Below are 16,873 nucleotides of genomic sequence, written 5' to 3'. Positions count from 1 at the left end.
TCATGAAATGTAAAATCCAAGCAATCCGTATTGCACTCGTCTTGGGAGCCTCGGTGGGCACCTTCTCGACGCATGTGCTGGCAAATGACGCCGGCCTCTACGATGCGCCTATCCCGGCCGACAAAAGCCTCGTTCGCTTCCTCAATGTGAAGTTGAAGAACGGAGTGAACCTCGATTTCTCTGGACAGAAGTTCGACGTCGATCCCGTCGCATTGTCGAATTACCGTCTGATCGGCAACGGCTCCTATAAAATTTCCGACGATGCGAGTTCGACCGACGCCAAGCTCGAACCCGGCAAATTCTACACCGTGGCGGTCGGTGCCGACGGCGTCGGACAAAATGGTATCGTAGTTATTCCCGACAAGGAGGTCGAAAATCCCTCCAAGTCAGCTTTAACCTTCTACAATTTCTCAACAAAGCCGGCCGACCTTGCGCTACGCCTCAACGGCGACAGCAAGGTGCTGTTCAAGGATATCGCTCCGGCGGCCATGGCATCCAAGGAATTGCCGGTCATCGACATCGGCCTGGAAGTCTCTGAGGGAAACAGGAAGGTCACCGAGATAGGGAAGGTTTCTCTGACCGCCAAGGATCGACAGAACGTCGTCGTCGTGGAAACGGCGAACGGCCCGGTCGGTTTCCTGGCAGCGACGGGTATCGACCGATAATTTCGCAATACATGGGGCACGAGAGTGGGGACGAGTAGAGTGCGCAAATTTCATTTTCATCAGAATTTAGTCGCTGCCGTCGCGGTCGCCGCCGCTTCGGTCGGGTTTGCAACGGCAGTGCGGGCCGACAATCCGGTAATCCCGCTCGACCCCCCGAATCTCGATTACAAGGCTGTATGCAAGCCCGTAACAGATCAGATAAAGCGCGTGAAACTCGATCGGGACTGGACGAAGAGCCCGATCGGCGACGTCAATCTGTCGGCGCAGGATGTCATCGCTCTTGCCTTTGAGTATGGTCGGGGCAGCGAACGGGTACAAAAGTCACCTGCTGTGGCTGAAGAACTCTTGCGCGCTGGCCTGAAGAAATATCCGACCAAACGTGACATCTTTATCATTCCGCTCGCGCGTGCACTGATGGAGAACGGCTCGACGGTTGACGAACTTCGGGAGGCGGAATCCTATCTGCTCGACGCCTATGGTTCCGGCAACACTCGCGCTGCTTTCGTGCTCGGCCAGTTCTATGGTGACGAAGGTCCGAGTGAGATGCGTGATCTGACCAAGTCGCGCTTCTACTTAGAAAAATCGGCGCTAGCATCCGACCCCCAGGGGATGATCGAATATGCCCGCATCATCACCCTCGACCCGCAGGCTCCGGACGATCAGAAGAAGAGTGCAGTGACCAACGCTCTGCTTGGACTCGTGTCCCAGGTTAAGCAGGGCGATTGCTCGGCCCTTAGTCAGATCGGTTTTCTCTATCTGCGTGGCAATCTTGTCAGCAAGGAGGTGAACACTGCGCTGAAGTGGCTGGAAGCCTTCGCTAAAACCGGCGATCCGAGAACGGCGCAGAACCTAGCGGAACTTTACCGCTCAAACCAGATCGACCAGATCGATATTCAGAAGTCCATAAGCTATCTCAAGCAGGCCGCCGAGGGGGGAATGTCGTCGGCTCAGTTCAGCCTTGGCAAAGCCTACGCGACCGGGATCTCGGTGCCGCAGGACTTCAAGTTGGCCGTAAAGTACCTAACCGCCGCCAGCGAGGCCGGGCTTCGCCCGGCAGACGAGTGGTTGGCTCGAATCTATTCGGGTGAATTCGGCGGTGGCCGCGACGAAGCGAAGGCGAAACCCTATTTTGACCGCGCCATGGAGGCCCCTGACCGTTCAGAAGATGTGCCTTTGCGATATGGCGAATTTCTTGCTGGTAGCGATGCTTCAAAGGACGACATTGAGAAAGCAGTGAAGATCCTGCAGGCTGCGGCCGCAGCGGGCTCCTCTGATGCCAGCGATGAGATCGGCAAGATCTATCTGGCAATGGGTAGGAAGGATCCCAACTACCTGAACGAAGCCATGCAGTTCTTCAGCGACGCGGCAATGGCTGGAAATTCTGACGGCGCGGCGAAACTCGCCGGCATGTTCGCCTGCGGACAGGGCGCGCCGATCTCAGTGGAGCTGGCAAACGATTGGCGCCATAAGGCTGCGATCTTCGGGTCAGTATATTCGATCTACGTAACAGGCCTGAACATGATGACCAAGGCCGAAGAAGCCGAGCGCGCCAAGGGACGTGTTTACCTGCAACAGGCGGCCTTCAAGGGCAGTCCCGATGCAATCGGCTATGTTGTTGCCCGATGGGAGACCGGTACCAACAGCTTTGAGCGGAACCCGGAAGCAACTCAACGCCTGCTCCACTTCGTCTCGTCGCTGCAGGACAAGGAACAGCAGCGCTTGGCGCAGTTGTCGATCATCGGTAATCGGTTCGACGTTGCGACCAAGCTTAACGACAAACTCGTGCAGATCGCCGCTCTCGATCCGCTGATCAGCACAGGTGATCGGGATGCGCTGATGCTGAAAGCACAGCTCCTGCAGCGAGCCGGGCAGGCGACGCCAGCTGCGCTAAATGACATTTACAAGAAACTCGCTGACTTGGGCGATCCCCGGGGAATGCGGGAATACGGCAAGATCCTTTTGGCGGACTTGTCACAGGACTCCACATCCGGGCGTGCGTGGCTGCAAAAGGCGGCCGATGCTGGCGATTTCAAAGCGAAAATCTCGCTTGTTGATCCCGGCGATCCCAACGCTCTGCAGAGCCTGGCGAAAATCAGCGCTGCAGGCGAAGCTTGCACGGTCGATGCTATCGTCAATCTGGCTCGCGTCTACTCGACCCTGCCTGATCCTCAGGCCAAGAACTTGGCGCGCTACTGGCTCTCTTTGGCCGAGAGTATGTCAGATCAGGACGCGGACGACCTCTATGCGGTCGGCGCAGCATTCCGCGACGGCGTGGACGGCGTGGACAATCGAGCCAAGGCAGAAGACTTCTTTCTGCGCTCCTATGATCTCGGACGCATCTCAGTGCTGCGTGACTTGGCAGAGGGCCATCTGCAGGGAATGTGGACTGACTCCTCACCGGAGAAAGCCAAGGAAGAACTGCTGAAGCTCTACGCCTCCGGTGACAAGGATGCGGCGAACAAATTGATCAGCGAGATCGCGGATGAACGCATCGCGTCGATACCGAGCGAAGTAAACGAGCTTCTGATCTTCCTGGGACCGGATGTCAGTGCGCCTGGCAAGTACCTGCTGAAGATCGCGCGCCTCAATATCGACGGCAAACTGGGGAAGCGGGATGATGCAGCTATTATCCGTTGGTTGACGACCTCGGCTAAGGGCGGAGAGCCGAATGCGATGTATCGCCTTTACCAAGCTTACTTCTTTGGCAGCGGCATTACAAAAGATACATCAACGGCATTCGAATGGCTGACGAAATCGGCGGAAGCCGGGAATTCCAAGGCCGCCCGCGAATTGGCGATCGCTTACAAGGTCGGCGTTGCCGGCCTAAATCCCGATCCCGAAAAAGCTGTCTATTGGGACGGCAAATACAGGTCGATGTCTGCAGGACAGTGATGAAAGCAGCCCCGGTCATACCGGCTGGGGCTGTCTGTGCAACGAAACAAGCGAGTAAATGGCATTGGTCAAGCTTTCGAGATTCAGCCTCATGGCAGGCGCCCTTATCTTGGTGGGCACAGTGCAGCCCATTCAGGCCGCTACATTGACGGTGCCTTTCGAGCTGGCAAGGCATGTTACGAAAAATAATGGTAAGGAAAATTGCGCGGACAACCCTCCAGCACCGGTGGTGTCGCTCAATTTGTCCAGCATTTACGAGGATGACGACGATAGCCACTCGACAATCGATCCGCAGCATAAGGATCGCTACGACAAAGCTGTCGCGCAGACCCGCCAGTTCGCCGCCTTCGTTACGAGACAAGCGAGTAACTATACAGGGACAGATGGCAACCGGTTGGACGCCGCAAGTTGCGCCTTGAAAGCGCTGGACCTCTGGGCTCGTGCCGATGCGCTTTCGGATCTAAAGACGCGCCAAAGCTATCTGAGCACGACACGAATTCTGGCCGGTGCCGCCTTGGCCTATATTCAAGTCCGTCCTGCTGCGGCACTGCTCAAGTTCGATACCGGTACCATTGAGAAATGGCTGAGCGGTCTCGCCGACCGGACGATTCCGATCTACACGGAATCTGGTGATCGTACCTCCAACAAACAGAATCATCGCTATTGGGGCGGGCTGGCCGTCACCGCGGTGGGAGTTGCGATCGGGCGAAAGGACTATCTGGATTTCGGTTTCGAGAGCTATAAGCTTGGCGTTTGCCAGGTGACGGCCGACGGTGCCCTACCTCTCGAACTTATGCGCAAGAAGAAGGCGCGAGACTATCATCTCCATGCTACCGGACCTCTGGTGATGATGGCGTCCCTTTTACAGGCTAATGGATACGATGCTTTGTCGGAATGCGACAATGGTTTGAAGAGGCTGGCGCACTTCGCCTTGGATTCGATCAACGATCCCTCGAGGATCGAAACGCTGGCGGGAGAACCACAGGTCAAGCTGCCACGCGATAAGAATGGGCTAATCCGTCCTGATCGCATCGCTTGGCTGGATGCCTACCTGCATTACTATCCAGAGGACAGAAAACTTTACGGCAAGCTTTTTGACGGAGCGTTGTTCTCTTCGAATTTCGGAGGCCGCATCAGCGTTCTCTACAACGTATCCGAACGAGATTGATATTTATCCAGTTTTTAATTCAAGGAGGCCGCTTTGAGCCTGAAATTTGGTACAAGTGGTTTGCGCGGTCTGGCGGTGGATCTGAAGGGAAAGCCGTCCTTGATCTATTCGGCAGCATTCGCAACCTCTCTGCTGCGAAACCGCATTGCAAAAATCGGCGATCGCGTTCTCGTCGGCTATGATTTCCGGGATTCCAGTCCTGCGATCGCCGCAAACGTCAAATCGGCGATTGGCGCAGTCGGCCTGCAGCCGGTCGATTGCGGCAATCTGCCTACGCCTGCGCTTGCTTTCTACGGGATCCGCACGGGCGCTGCATCAATGATGATTACCGGCTCGCACATTCCGGCCGATCGGAATGGTATCAAATTCTACCTTCCAGATGGTGAAATTGGAAAAACTCACGAGCAGGAAATTTCCGCAATCGCCCAGGAGTTGGTGGATCTGGAGCGCGTCGCTCCGGCTATGGAAATCGACGAAGCGGCGAATGCCGCGTTGCTATTCATGAATCGCAACAAAACCTTGCTGCCGGAACACGCCCTTTCCGGTATGCGCGTCGGTGTATATCAGCATTCGACGGTTGCGCGAGACATGCTGAACGAGATACTGAGTTATTATGGGGCTGATGTGTTTGTCCTCGGCCGATCCGAAGTTTTTATTCCGGTCGATACTGAAGCTGTCTCTGCCCAAACCGTCGCGACCTTGCAAAAATGGGCCGCGGAACTCCGGCTCGATGCAATCGTGTCGGCCGATGGTGATGGTGATCGGCCTCTGATTGCCGACGAAACCGGCACGCCGATCAACGGAGACATTTGCGGACTGATCACTGCCCGCTTTCTCGGCGCTGATGCCATTGTCACGCCAATCACCTCCAACTCCGGCATAGAGGCGCTCGGCAGGCATGTCATGCGCACCAAGGTGGGTTCTCCCTTCGTGATTGCCGGGATGCAAGAAGTGCTGAAGACGCATCAAGGCGTCGTTGGTTTCGAAGCTAACGGCGGTACCCTGACGGGCTCCTCCTTTCCAGTTGCGTCAGGGGCAATAGACCCATTGCCAACGCGGGACTCATTCCTCCCCATTCTGGCGGTGCTTGCTACTGCAGCGGCTAATCGTCAGGCTCTGTCGGAGTTGAAACTAGGGCTCGGTCTTCCATTCGCAGCTGCCGACCGGTTGGAGAATTTTGCGACAGAGCGGGCTGCCGCATTGATGGCCTGGCTGCGTGCCGACAGCGCCAATCTCGAGCAGTTTACTGCTCCGCTAGGGCAGGTTTGCAGGGTAAGCGAACTCGATGGACTGCGGGTGACTCTGACCAATGGCAGAGTGGTCCATTTCAGGCCGTCCGGCAATGCACCTGAGATGCGTTGTTATGTCGAGGCGGGGAGCGCCGAGGAGACGGCGCATGTTTTGGATGTCGGCCTGGAATTGTTACGCAACTTCGGCACCGCTCGATCAGTATTGAATGAGGGGATAGGAACGGCCTGACGCCGGTCCTGGCAGTGGGTTTGGATCTGCCGACGCATGATCGGTTGGGACCGCCGTTTAATTTTTTTGAGGGGTAAGGTGGATTAACAATGAAGAAGATGACTTTTAATAGGATGCTCGTCATCGGAACGGTGGCGATCTCAGCGGCGGGGTGCACGAGTTCGCCTAAATTGGCCTATGAGGACGCCAAAGCACAGATCGGCCACCAGAAGGCCGGTTTCAAATCACTGCGTGATCCGGAGCAGTTGCTTTCCTATGCCGCGCAGAATGCGAAGACACCCGATGAGGTGGTCCGCTACAACCGCGCCTATGGGAAGCTAGCGCTCGATCATGGCAAGAGCCAAGAGGCCTACGCGGCTTATGAACGCGCCGCGCTTGCCGGCGACGCAAGCGCCGGTCGCCGCCTAGTCAAGGGGCAACTCGACGGTGTCTATCAACCGGAAAACGTTTCCATGATAGCCAAGTCGGTATATTTGCCGCTGACGGCTGATAAGTCCGATGCAAACACGCGACTGCTGCTGGCGCAATTGGTTGACCAGGGCAAGATCGGCGGCGCTGAATCTCGCACAGTCGATCTTTGGCTGAACGAAGCAGCGGCGGCGGGCGCCACGAAGGCATTCCGGCAATTGGCCGAGCGAGCAGAAAAGTCCGGCAATGTAGCCCTTGCCTCTGATTATTACTACCGGGCTGAAAAGACATCGAAGGCCGATCGTGCCCTGCGGCAGGCGCGGGTTCAGTATCTCGGACTTGAAGGCGGTCCAAACCCTAAGCTTGGTCATGCTTGGCTCGAGTTGGCGCGCAAGCTCGATAAGCAAGGCGCCGGCCAGCTGGCGGCGCGTGTCTATCGCACCACTTCTGGCGCGACGGACGGGGCCTATCTGATTAGCGTTGCGACCGCCGCCGGCGTCGACGTGCTGTCGCGAGAGCAGTTGCTGGAAGCATATCGCGGTGCCAAGACCGATCTTGACCGCGCTAAAATCCTCGAACCATTAAAGGCCGCAGCGCGCAAAAACGATCCGAACGCATCCTTTGAACTGGCGGCAATCTACATCAGCACGCGGGGCGAACCGAGCGAGATCAACAATCTTCTCGTGGAGTCCTATTCCAAGGGCAAGCCAGAGGCGCTTGATCTGATGATTTCGCAGTTAATGCGCGCGGAAGCCGGACAGGGCGCGGCGAACATCCTGTTCGACGGTGTCGTAAAAGCTGCACAAAAAGGCAACGTCGAGGCGGCTCGCTCACTTAGCTCGCTCTATCGAATCGGCGGCTTCAAGGCCGCCGATCGGGCAGAGAGCCTGAAGTGGCTGCAACAAGCAGCCGATGCCGGTGACGCCAAGTCTCAATACGAGCTTGGTGTCGATCTCTACGAGAACGGCGGCAATCAGCAATCCAAGCAGATGGCGCTGCAATATCTCAATAAGGCAGCCGGCCAAGGTGATCTCTTCGCACTGACTTACCTCAAATCCAAAACCTGACCGGAGCATTGACGATGTTGGATGCTGAATACGCACGGGCCTTGGCCACGTTTGCGGACGAAGTCTCATGCTTGCGCGACTGGCTGCACAATGACGCGTTGCCACTTTGGTTCGAGGTTGGCTATGACCGACAGGGAGGAGGTTTCTTCGAACGGATAGAGCTCGAAGGCACGCCCAGTGTGACGGATAATCGGAGGGCGCGGGTACAGCCGCGGCAGATCTACTGCTTCGCGGCGGCGGGGGGGCGCAAAGCGCTAGTCGATTGGCGCGAACTGGTGCAGTTGGGATTTTCATGGTTTGAGCGCGTCTATCGCAGGGACGATGCGTTCTTTGGTAGTGTCGCGTCCCCCTCGGGTGAGATGATTGACGACAGCTTCGACCTTTATAATCAGGCTTTTGCGCTATTTGCCTTATCGCATCTGGCGGTGTCCATTCCCGAGCAAAAGGCACTGATGGAACAAAAGGCACGCGACCTACTCGGCGCGCTCAAGACGGAATACGCCCATCCGGAAGCGGGATTCCAGGAGGGTCGCCCAGTTAAGCTGCCTTTATGCTCAAATCCGCACATGCATCTTTTCGAGGCCTGCCTCGCCTGGGAAGCGAGCGCTGCCGATCCCACACCATGGACTGCATCCGCCGATGAGATTGCCAACCTTGCAATGACTCGATTCATTGACCGAGAGACCGGTGCGCTTAGGGAGTTCTTTGACCGCGACTGGACACCCTTTCCTGGTGACAGTGGACGGATCGTCGAGCCGGGGCATCAATTTGAATGGGCATGGCTTCTGACACGCTGGGGAAATGCGCGCAACGCTCCGGAGGCAATTGCGGCCGCCAAACGGCTTTTTGAGATCGGTGTCGAACACGGCATATGCGAGGAGCGACAGGTGGTGTTTATGGGCCTGTTTGATGATTTTTCGATTTCAGACCATGTTGCCAGACTTTGGCCACAGACCGAGTGGCTTAAGGCTTCCGCTGCATTGGCCCTGATCAGCAATGGCGAGCAACGGACTTATTACCTCCGACAGGCCGTGAGGGCAGCGGGGGCGTTACGGAAATTCCTCGCCACCGACATTGCTGGGCTCTGGTACGACAAGCTCCCGCCCAGCGGCCAGTTTGTTAAGGAGCCCGTGCCTGCCAGCAGTCTCTACCACATCCTTTGCTCGATCTACGAAGTCGACGATACCCTAAAACAGTTGCGGTGAATTCCACCCCTTCTTTCCCGATCTGACCCGACGTTGGAACGGCTTGGATGCCGGTCTGCAATCATGAATGAGGACATCAACCTGGCCACTGATCTTGCTCTTGACCATGCCGACACAGCTTTGCGCGGTTTACCTGCCCTCCTGGGCGTCGAGCTGCACGGGTCGCCGCCTGAGTTCCCATCAGAGCTAAACTAGGAAATTGCGGATATGGTTTTTTCGTCGGTCATCTTCATTTTCGTCTATTTGCCGCTGTTCCTCGCCCTCTATTACACTTGGCCGACCCGCCACCGGTCATATTTCATCCTGATCGGGTCCTATTGCTTCTATGCATGGTGGCGTGTGGATTTTGCTCTGCTCATGTTGGCGACGACCGCCTTCAACTATTTCGCGGCATTGTTAGTCCACGGGACACAAACCGATCATAGGCGAAAACTGTTCCTCATTGGAACCGTGGCCAGTAATCTCGCCCTGCTCTTCTATTTCAAATATTTCAACTTTTTCGCGGACAGCAGTGCCTATTTGTTCAATCGGGGCGAGCCCTATAGCTGGTCCTTACCGGACGTCATCTTGCCGATCGGCATCTCCTTCTATGTCTTCCACAACATCAGCTATGTCGTTGACGTGTACCGGCGCGATCTCGAACCTTCGCGCACTTTCGTTGACTATGCGGCTTTCATCGCCTTCTTTCCGCATCAGATCGCCGGTCCAGTACTGCGCTTTTCCGATCTGGCCGAACAATTCTATGGTCGAGAGCACAACTGGGCGAAGTTCAATTACGGTGCGATGCGATTTCTGACTGGGCTTGCCAAAAAGGTGCTAATCGCCGATTCAATCGCTCCCATTGCCGACGCGGCCTTCTCGATCCCAAATCCGACCATGGCCGAAAGCTGGCTCGGCGCGATAGCATACACGCTCCAGCTCTATTTCGATTTCTCTGGCTATTCGTCGATGGCAATTGGACTCGGCATGATGGTAGGTTTCCATTTCATCGAGAACTTCAACGCACCTTACAGGTCAGTCAACATCACCGATTTCTGGCGCCGCTGGCACATTTCATTGTCGAGTTGGCTTCGCGACTATCTTTACATTTCGTTGGGCGGCAATCGAAGGGGCGTCGGCCGCACTTATTTCAACTTGGCCGCCACAATGGTGCTCGGAGGACTGTGGCACGGTGCAAACACAACCTTCCTCGTTTGGGGGGCTTGGCACGGCTTATGGCTGGCGGTGGAGCGCTATTTCAACATTTCCGCCAGTGCGCCCTTTCGTGTCTCGTCTTGGCTGTTCACCATGCTCCTCATAATAATTGGCTGGGTCTTCTTCCGAGCAGCCAACATGACCGAAGCGATGAACATGCTTGCCGGAATGGTCGGGCTGAATGGATTCGGTTTGCGTAGCGACTATGCTTGGGAGTTCCCCAACTTTGGATTTCTGCTGATGATCGTCGGCATACTCACGGCACTTGGCGAGCCGCAATTGCGGAGGCTCTTCAGGCTGAAAACCACCAAGGAATTGGTATTCGTGGGAGCGATAGATCATCCGCATGTCAATCCCGTCCTGGGAATTACCGCGGCGCTTCTCGGTCTGGCCGCGATCGTCAAGCTCGTCGCCGACAGCGACACGCCTTTCCTCTATTTTCAATTTTAAGGGAAGCCCCTGATATGGATGAGATCACTCAGGTAGTCACTTCCGGTGAAATAGACACTCCGTCAAAGAGGGGCGGGCTTCGTCTTAATCAGATATTGGCCTATCTCCCCGCTCTCTCGATTTTTGTGCTATTTGCTTGCGGCGTTGTGGTCCTCGGTCATTTCTGGAATAGCAAGGAGATGGTCGCGCACATGCAGTCGAAGCGTTCCTTTGCTGACGTTATCCAGGGACGTGAGGCATCGGCGGTCGAGAGGATCTATAAAGATGTGTTTCCCATTCGGGATTTCTCTACTGGCCTGCTGAACCTTATAAGCTTCAAGGCATTTGGCGAAGCTCGTAAGGGACTAATCAAGGGGACTGACGACTGGTTTTTCAGCGATGAAGAGTTCAGCTGGAACCGCAAATCCTCCAGCATGCTCGACAAACACTTGAGCATTATCAGAAACACGATTTCGACGCTCAGGCAGGCCGGCGTCGAACCCATTCTTCTTTTGATTCCAGAAAAAGCGGACATTTATCGCGACAAGCTTGGTAATGTTTCAGCGCCTGCGTCACGCGAGCAGTATTATGAGAGCGTTCGGCTCGAGCTGAGCAGCATGGGCGTGTCGGCCCCCGATTTGCGAGAACTCTTTCTACAAGCGCGAAAAGAGGAACCAATATTCCTTAAGTCAGACACGCATTGGACGGTACAGGGCGCAGGTATAGCCGCACGTTCTGTCGCTCAGGTGTTGGCACAGGATTCCAGGCTGAAGCGCAAAGAATTCGCGCTGAAGCCAAAAGATGAGATCGTGCATCGGGGTGACCTCTACAAGTTTGCCAAGTTCTCTATCTTTGAGCCTCTTGTTAACTTGCCGGGGGATCCTCTCACCTCGCTTGAGGCCGTGACGACGGATGCCAGCCTCGATGACCTGATTTCGGATGAGGATGAGGCACCGGAGGTAGCAATTGTGGGCTCCAGCTACAGTGCCAATGCCAAATGGAGTTTCGAAGCTCAGCTAAAGGCAGAGGGGAAACTAGACGTTGTCAATTTTGCTGAGGAAGGGAAGGGCCCCTTTGAGCCAATGGAAACTTTTCTCAGGGGAAAGTTGGTCGATCAGAAGAACCTCAAGTACGTCGTATGGGAAATGCCCCTTCGTTATTTTGATGAAAGCGCGTACTGACCCCGAAGTGACGGATCGGGTGTAGACGTGGGCCGCCTTTCGGTCCCGCCGCAGAAAGACCCTCCTTCAGGATCCAATATACACGCGTCTTGGTTGCTGACTGCGGACTCCACGGCGTTCGAAAGGTGTGGCGGCAGTTGAAGCGCGAGGCTTTGATGCCGACCGCTAGACCGTCGCCCGGCGAGGTCGATGGGCTTTCAGGGTATCATCCGCGCTCCTTCATGAGTGGCGTACGGCGATGTTCTCTTCCATCACAGGGGCGCGGTGCGCTCGTATTCGTCCTAACTGATGTAACCTTCGTCATGGTCGCGGATCATCACTCCGGGGTGCCGACCGGCTTGCCGTGCCCGCGTCCGTCCATCGACGATCGCAGTGCGCTTCTTAGCCAGCAACGCATCCATGCCATTAGGCGTTTTGAGGTCAGGTGCTGCCGTTACTTTGAGCAAGCGAGACCGAAATAGTTCGGTCGTTTCTTTGAGCGATCGTCACCCGTTCGAGAGCTCGATTGATGGGACAGCAGGCGGTGCGCTTCAAACCGACAACAGCTGGATAGAGGTGAGCGATCTCGACGGTCTGTAAAAGATCAACACCGGAATACCCGGATACGGAGCAAGGATGATGCTCGACAACTCCGATGAATTACTGACTCAATGCCTTAACAACCGCCGAAGTCACTTCGGGGAAAATAAATGTTTGAGCTTACGATGCCGACAGGTCTGTTAATAAAGTCTTGGATCATTATCTAAACCCAAAAAAAGTCCGCGGAAGGGCTCGACTTTACGAAGAAATTTGCAATTAGTGTTTGTAATAAGGTTGGGCGCGATCGAAGGTCCAGATTATTGGGCTTATGATGGTTTAGGTACTGTTGGGGATAGTTTTGAAATTTGATATTTTATGTGGCACCGCGCTGCGACTGCGATGCCCGCGTTTGGTGCCTCCCTTACGGCACTTTCCAGAAGAAACCAGCTCGAAGGGATGCAAGTGATTATTCGCTGCATAGCCTGCGCCCGTTAAGCCGAAAGGTCAGATCCCATCGAGTTCCTCGCTGGGCTTGGTTCGGGCATTGCAGGCGATACGACAATCGTGTCTCGGTCCGCGTTGTACGATCCTGAAAGAACTTTCGCTCGCTCGCATGGGCCAAAGCATTGCTGTGCAGTAAGCGCAGGGTGAGCTCTGGGAGATCTTAAAATGCAATGGAAATTATAGGCATTGTCGCAATGCATCGCGAGTATAACACTCGCGTTGCTGGTAGCATTTTACAAAGTGGGGAAGAACCAGTTCGATGTTGTTCGGCAGGAAGAAACGTGGGCATACATGCATGCGGTGTGGCAACGGCAAGAAGATCGATGGAGACGAGATGATTTGTTCATCTTGCATCGATGAGCTTAACCTTCTATCCGTCGCTAGTCCCAAGGTGCCGGATTCCGATGAAGAAGAATTTGAAGCTCAATTACAAATTGCCAATAGAGCGTCCGCTTGAACGATAAAATTCAGGAAACACGACGCCCAAATTTCTTATTTCATCTTTAGCGATGTGGATCATGGTGAATTGTATCTTCGGACCATCGTGTTCGGGTGCTGGCGATGGTCGGCGCTTGTCATCCTCCGCTCTCTCCAGATAGCGATAAGATCGAATGAATAGGCTCCTTGGCCGAAGGCGGTGCCATCATAAATCGACTCCGCTCGTTGACCTATCGTGAATTTAATCATTTCGGCGCGTCGTCCACAAACGCAACACCGGGCGATGCAGCCAAGGGCGCTCCGACAGACGGTCGTGGAGCGCCCTTTTTTTCACCGTTGTCGCTGAGGTGAAATTTAATTGAAGGCGAGGGTGATTATGGCAAGCCTGCGGCGGTGGCTTGTGACGGCGGACTGCGAGCTTCGCGGCCATGATCTACCTCGCAGTCGCCGTTAATAAATTCCCAATCACCTTCTCCGGCAGTTCCATAATAGCCGCCTACGCCGCAATAACGCAGGGTGGACAGGGGCATAGCAAAGCTAACTGGGGTGTATCGGTTCGATTGCTTTCACCTGCATCGGCTTGGTGTAGTTGTCGATGCAGGGATGCCATTGAGTGGTGAAATCCGTTTGCGAGGGAGCGTGAGAGTTCGGCTTCGGCCCGTCCAAGCATCATGATGCGTTGCCTAAGGCGGCGCTTTCCGCATTCCGTACTGCGTTCGCAATTTGAACCCGCGCCATCGCTAATCAGGTCCCGATTTGCTCTGCTCTTTTCTAGGTCCGCGTTGTCGATGAGCCCCCTTATTTGGTGTGAGGAAGATCGCTCCACCTTATCCTCAGGAGAGATTTCGCCGTCTTGGGAAGCTTCTTGCGATCAACCATCCGGGATGAGACTTCGAAGGCGGCGTTGATCTTCACGACGAGAAGCTTGCTGAAAATGCCAGATACCTTCACGAAAACCTCGTCCTTGGATTTGAATGGCGTGATGGTTTTGATCTCAACATGATCGTTGCCAAGCCGACCGTCAGCACCCTGTGCGTACGACTTGTTCAGCTTTATTCCGTAGGTGATGGCGCCGAAGAGTTCTCCTATGTCTCCGTACACATTGAGATGACGACCTGTCTCGAGGTGGTAGCTTTCTGCCAGCGACAAGAGCTCCTCAAAATACCGTATTAAAGATGTGACCGCATTGGGATATTTGCGCGCCACTCATGATATCGGAGCTGTTCTTCCACGTCGGACCAAGAAACCCATTCGCCGTCGTCATAGAAGGCTCGATTCCAGATATCAGCATCCATTTCAAACCCCATGGAGTTCCAATTTTTGCGCCGCCGCCATTGCGATCTTTCGATCGACCCACGCAGAAAGGCCGTGCCAAAGTTCCTGGTCGAGGCCGACCTGACAAGCGATCGCAATGATCTGCTGGTAGGAAATGGGTGTGATGGCAGCCCGGCCACTGAGACCAGGATCGATCAGGCCTCGCTTCGCTTTGCGCGCCGTCGGAAAACTGGGATGATCGGCAAAGGCTGCGAGGGCGGCCGCTTGAAGGCCGTGTTGTTTGCCAAACGCTGCCGCCAGCACGGCGTTGCGCATCCACTGATAGGCATCAGTCTTAAATGGGCAGGGCGTATGGTCTGCAGCCGCATCGAGCGCGAAGACATCTGGAATGTATTCCCAGTAACGAATGCCTTTGCCTGTGAGAGCGCAGCGGGCGCGCAAGCCGTTGCCTGGGTTGGTTTGTTCGATATAGCTTCCGTTGCATTGGCGCTCGCCCGAGGGCAACAAGGCCGTTTGGCTACATTGTCCGCCGGGTTCGGTGAATTTGCACTCTATGACGAGCGCAGCCTTCGAGCCGACGGCGAGGACATCGACTTGCGTAGGCCTTGGTTCTCCCAAAAGCCGATTACTATCCGTCCACTCGAGTGTTATCGCCCATGGACCACCCGGTGCTACGCCAATTGTTGAAGCGATGGCGTCGAAGATGCGCTCGCGATCTGTGCTCATCTTGATTGTGCCGAACACATCGATCGCGATGGCTTGTGACGAATGTGCCTTATGAGCCTGAATTCGATTGGTTCGGTCGCGATGCCAGGGGAATTCCTCCCAGTCCTCGATGGCTCCGCGGCTGGCCGGAAACAGATTTTCGCGAACGGCCTGAAAATCGGAGATCATCCCGTTTGCGCCTCCCCACCATCAAGACGAGGAGATGGTTTCTTCCGTTGGAAGCGGCTCGGCCGTGCAGACATGAGTAGCGCGTTAGCTGGCAATCGGTTTATCCACCAGTTTTTCGACCAATTGCCTGAGTTCTGATGGGGTGGTGTGGCCAGCCACCACCTCGTGGTAGCCGACCCCGGCGCGTCGCAGCGCCTCCTTCTTTACCGCATCGCGTGCGGCCGCGGTGCCTTGATGGTGTCCTCCGCCCTGGTATTCGATGACGTGCCGCGGTCGGCAATTGCTGTCCACGAGCAGTAAGTCGACCCGCTTTGAGTTGATGCAACTGTAGGCGTCCGGATCGGCGCTTCGGAGAATCTCGCCCAACGACACCTGCGCCATGACCTGCCAGGAAGAATTGCAACCGATCACGATGCTGTCCAGCTCCCGAAACACGCGCGCTTCGCTCTTGTTCAGCAACGGCTGAATGGTGAACTGCGAGCGCACCACGACACGCAATTGATCTGCGGCATCGACGGGTCTCAATAACTCCGCAGCTGGCACTGGCCGCCAGGGTCCCAGCACGATGCGCTCGTTGCTGCGCCTTGCCTCCCGACGTGACCTGTTTTCCTCCTGCCACGCCCGTTTCCTCATCGCGGCGAGGAGCTGCTCAACGGCCGTGCCGAAGACGAAACCGATAAACAGCGCGGCAATCAGCAGTTCCGGCCTATCGAGATCTGCAACAGTTATGTCGGCTGACGCGCCTACTGCGGCAGCTCCGATGATTAGCGCAAACGGTGCCGCGAACAGCATCGACCTTTGGCGATAATGCATGCCCCTCTCCGGATTTCCCGCCAACATAGTAGGACGCGCGCGTGATCCGCGAAAAGTTAGCTAAAAGAATTATGTGGCGTACGCGGCCGAGTCACGAGCTGTCGAATTCAACCGTTTGGTTGGATCGTCATTGCGTCTTTTGTTGACTCACTCTTGCACTCAGTCGAAAACAGACTTGGCTACGAAGGAGATGACTGATGGCTGAAGAGAACAATACGGTCCCCGTTGCCGGGGCGGGGGAAACGGATGCGCCGATAAAAACGGACGTTAAGAAGCAGCGTGCGCCACGTCGTCAAAAGCAAGCTGCCGAACCGGCGCCTGCCGTGTCGGACGCGGTGACCGAACCGTCGCCGGCGACAGGTGCGGCAAAAGCTGGCGGAAGAGGCAGGGGAAGAAAGCCGAAGTCGATCGAGACGAAAGCCTCCGATCGTAGGGGCAAGGGGACGCCGAGGAAGAAAATCGCTGGGCCTACCGGCCAAACCGCAACGGTGTCCGCGCCCGTAATCGATGAGCTGGAAGATCTGATTCAGCTTGAAGAAGAGAACAAGCGACTGCGCAAATTGCTGGCGGAAAAGCTGCGCCAGGAAAATAGCGACCTGCGCAAACGGCTCGGGCTTGATTAATCAGCACACAGACGTCAGTCGGCCGCCACAGCGGCCTCAGCCACCGGATCTTCAGCAGGAAAAATTGTCGTCGGGCGCTCTCGTCGTGCCCGGCCGAACTGCCGTGGGGGCAAGCCACC

12 protein-coding genes are annotated in these 16,873 nt (G+C 55.7%); 9 read left to right on the top strand and 3 right to left on the bottom strand.

From position 1 onward, the window contains the following. Positions 1–2: 2 nt before the first annotated feature. The 8 genes from GGD53_RS15770 (at position 3) to GGD53_RS15735 (ending at position 11,688) form a co-directional block, all read left to right on the top strand. Positions 3–665, top strand: coding sequence for an alginate O-acetyltransferase AlgF (locus tag GGD53_RS15770; RefSeq protein ID WP_184457497.1), 663 nt, complete (start codon positions 3–5; stop codon positions 663–665). Between the two features lie 39 nt (positions 666–704). Continuing rightward, complete coding sequence (locus tag GGD53_RS15765; RefSeq protein WP_184457495.1) at positions 705–3,557, top strand: tetratricopeptide repeat protein; 2,853 nt, start codon at positions 705–707, stop codon at positions 3,555–3,557. 58 nt (positions 3,558–3,615) lie between these two features. Next, positions 3,616–4,725, top strand: coding sequence for an alginate lyase family protein (locus GGD53_RS15760; protein WP_184457493.1), 1,110 nt, complete (start codon positions 3,616–3,618; stop codon positions 4,723–4,725). A gap of 33 nt (positions 4,726–4,758) precedes the next feature. Then, positions 4,759–6,204 carry a phosphomannomutase gene (locus GGD53_RS15755; protein ID WP_184457491.1) on the top strand — a complete coding sequence of 482 codons (1,446 nt, stop codon included), beginning with the start codon at positions 4,759–4,761 and terminating at the stop codon, positions 6,202–6,204. Positions 6,205–6,293: 89 nt separating this feature from the next. Further along, positions 6,294–7,679 carry a tetratricopeptide repeat protein gene (locus GGD53_RS15750; RefSeq protein ID WP_184457490.1) on the top strand — a complete coding sequence of 462 codons (1,386 nt, stop codon included), beginning with the start codon at positions 6,294–6,296 and terminating at the stop codon, positions 7,677–7,679. Positions 7,680–7,693: 14 nt separating this feature from the next. Next, on the top strand, positions 7,694–8,884 hold the full coding sequence (locus GGD53_RS15745) for an AGE family epimerase/isomerase (RefSeq protein ID WP_184457488.1): 1,191 nt from the start codon (positions 7,694–7,696) through the stop codon (positions 8,882–8,884). A gap of 207 nt (positions 8,885–9,091) precedes the next feature. Further along, positions 9,092–10,528: an MBOAT family O-acyltransferase gene (locus tag GGD53_RS15740; RefSeq protein WP_184457486.1), complete on the top strand. Its 1,437-nt coding sequence runs from the start codon at positions 9,092–9,094 to the stop codon at positions 10,526–10,528. A gap of 14 nt (positions 10,529–10,542) precedes the next feature. Further along, complete coding sequence (locus tag GGD53_RS15735; protein ID WP_184457484.1) at positions 10,543–11,688, top strand: alginate O-acetyltransferase AlgX-related protein; 1,146 nt, start codon at positions 10,543–10,545, stop codon at positions 11,686–11,688. Positions 11,689–13,947: 2,259 nt separating this feature from the next. On the opposite strand, the gene GGD53_RS15730 is transcribed toward GGD53_RS15735, so the two are convergent. From GGD53_RS15730 to GGD53_RS15720, 3 genes are all read right to left on the bottom strand, one after another. After that, the gene (locus GGD53_RS15730; protein WP_246717793.1) at positions 13,948–14,298 is read right to left on the bottom strand and encodes a hypothetical protein; all 351 of its coding nucleotides are present in this window, start codon (positions 14,296–14,298) and stop codon (positions 13,948–13,950) included. A gap of 147 nt (positions 14,299–14,445) precedes the next feature. Then, positions 14,446–15,318 carry a PGN_0703 family putative restriction endonuclease gene (locus GGD53_RS15725; protein ID WP_184457482.1) on the bottom strand — a complete coding sequence of 291 codons (873 nt, stop codon included), beginning with the start codon at positions 15,316–15,318 and terminating at the stop codon, positions 14,446–14,448. An 84-nt stretch (positions 15,319–15,402) separates the two neighbouring features. Beyond that, positions 15,403–16,131 carry a DUF2726 domain-containing protein gene (locus GGD53_RS15720; RefSeq protein WP_184457480.1) on the bottom strand — a complete coding sequence of 243 codons (729 nt, stop codon included), beginning with the start codon at positions 16,129–16,131 and terminating at the stop codon, positions 15,403–15,405. Between the two features lie 197 nt (positions 16,132–16,328). On the opposite strand from GGD53_RS15720, the gene GGD53_RS15715 reads away from it, so the two are divergent. Then, positions 16,329–16,754, top strand: coding sequence for a SyrB2 regulator (locus tag GGD53_RS15715; RefSeq protein ID WP_184457479.1), 426 nt, complete (start codon positions 16,329–16,331; stop codon positions 16,752–16,754). Positions 16,755–16,873: the final 119 nt, after the last annotated feature.

It is taken from the genome of Rhizobium aethiopicum, assembly GCF_014197535.1.
Lineage (GTDB): Bacteria > Pseudomonadota > Alphaproteobacteria > Rhizobiales > Rhizobiaceae > Rhizobium > Rhizobium aethiopicum_A.
This window is presented reverse-complemented; position numbering and strand designations above follow the sequence as displayed.

Coding starts and splice junctions, on each gene's coding strand:
- GGD53_RS15770 (WP_184457497.1), top strand. CDS start 3: ATGAAATGTAAAATCCAAGCAATCCGTATTGCACTCGTCTTGGGAGCC.
- GGD53_RS15760 (WP_184457493.1), top strand. CDS start 3,616: ATGGCATTGGTCAAGCTTTCGAGATTCAGCCTCATGGCAGGCGCCCTT.
- GGD53_RS15750 (WP_184457490.1), top strand. CDS start 6,294: ATGAAGAAGATGACTTTTAATAGGATGCTCGTCATCGGAACGGTGGCG.
- GGD53_RS15745 (WP_184457488.1), top strand. CDS start 7,694: ATGTTGGATGCTGAATACGCACGGGCCTTGGCCACGTTTGCGGACGAA.
- GGD53_RS15740 (WP_184457486.1), top strand. CDS start 9,092: ATGGTTTTTTCGTCGGTCATCTTCATTTTCGTCTATTTGCCGCTGTTC.
- GGD53_RS15735 (WP_184457484.1), top strand. CDS start 10,543: ATGGATGAGATCACTCAGGTAGTCACTTCCGGTGAAATAGACACTCCG.
- GGD53_RS15725 (WP_184457482.1), bottom strand. CDS start 15,318: ATGATCTCCGATTTTCAGGCCGTTCGCGAAAATCTGTTTCCGGCCAGC.
- GGD53_RS15720 (WP_184457480.1), bottom strand. CDS start 16,131: ATGCATTATCGCCAAAGGTCGATGCTGTTCGCGGCACCGTTTGCGCTA.
- GGD53_RS15715 (WP_184457479.1), top strand. CDS start 16,329: ATGGCTGAAGAGAACAATACGGTCCCCGTTGCCGGGGCGGGGGAAACG.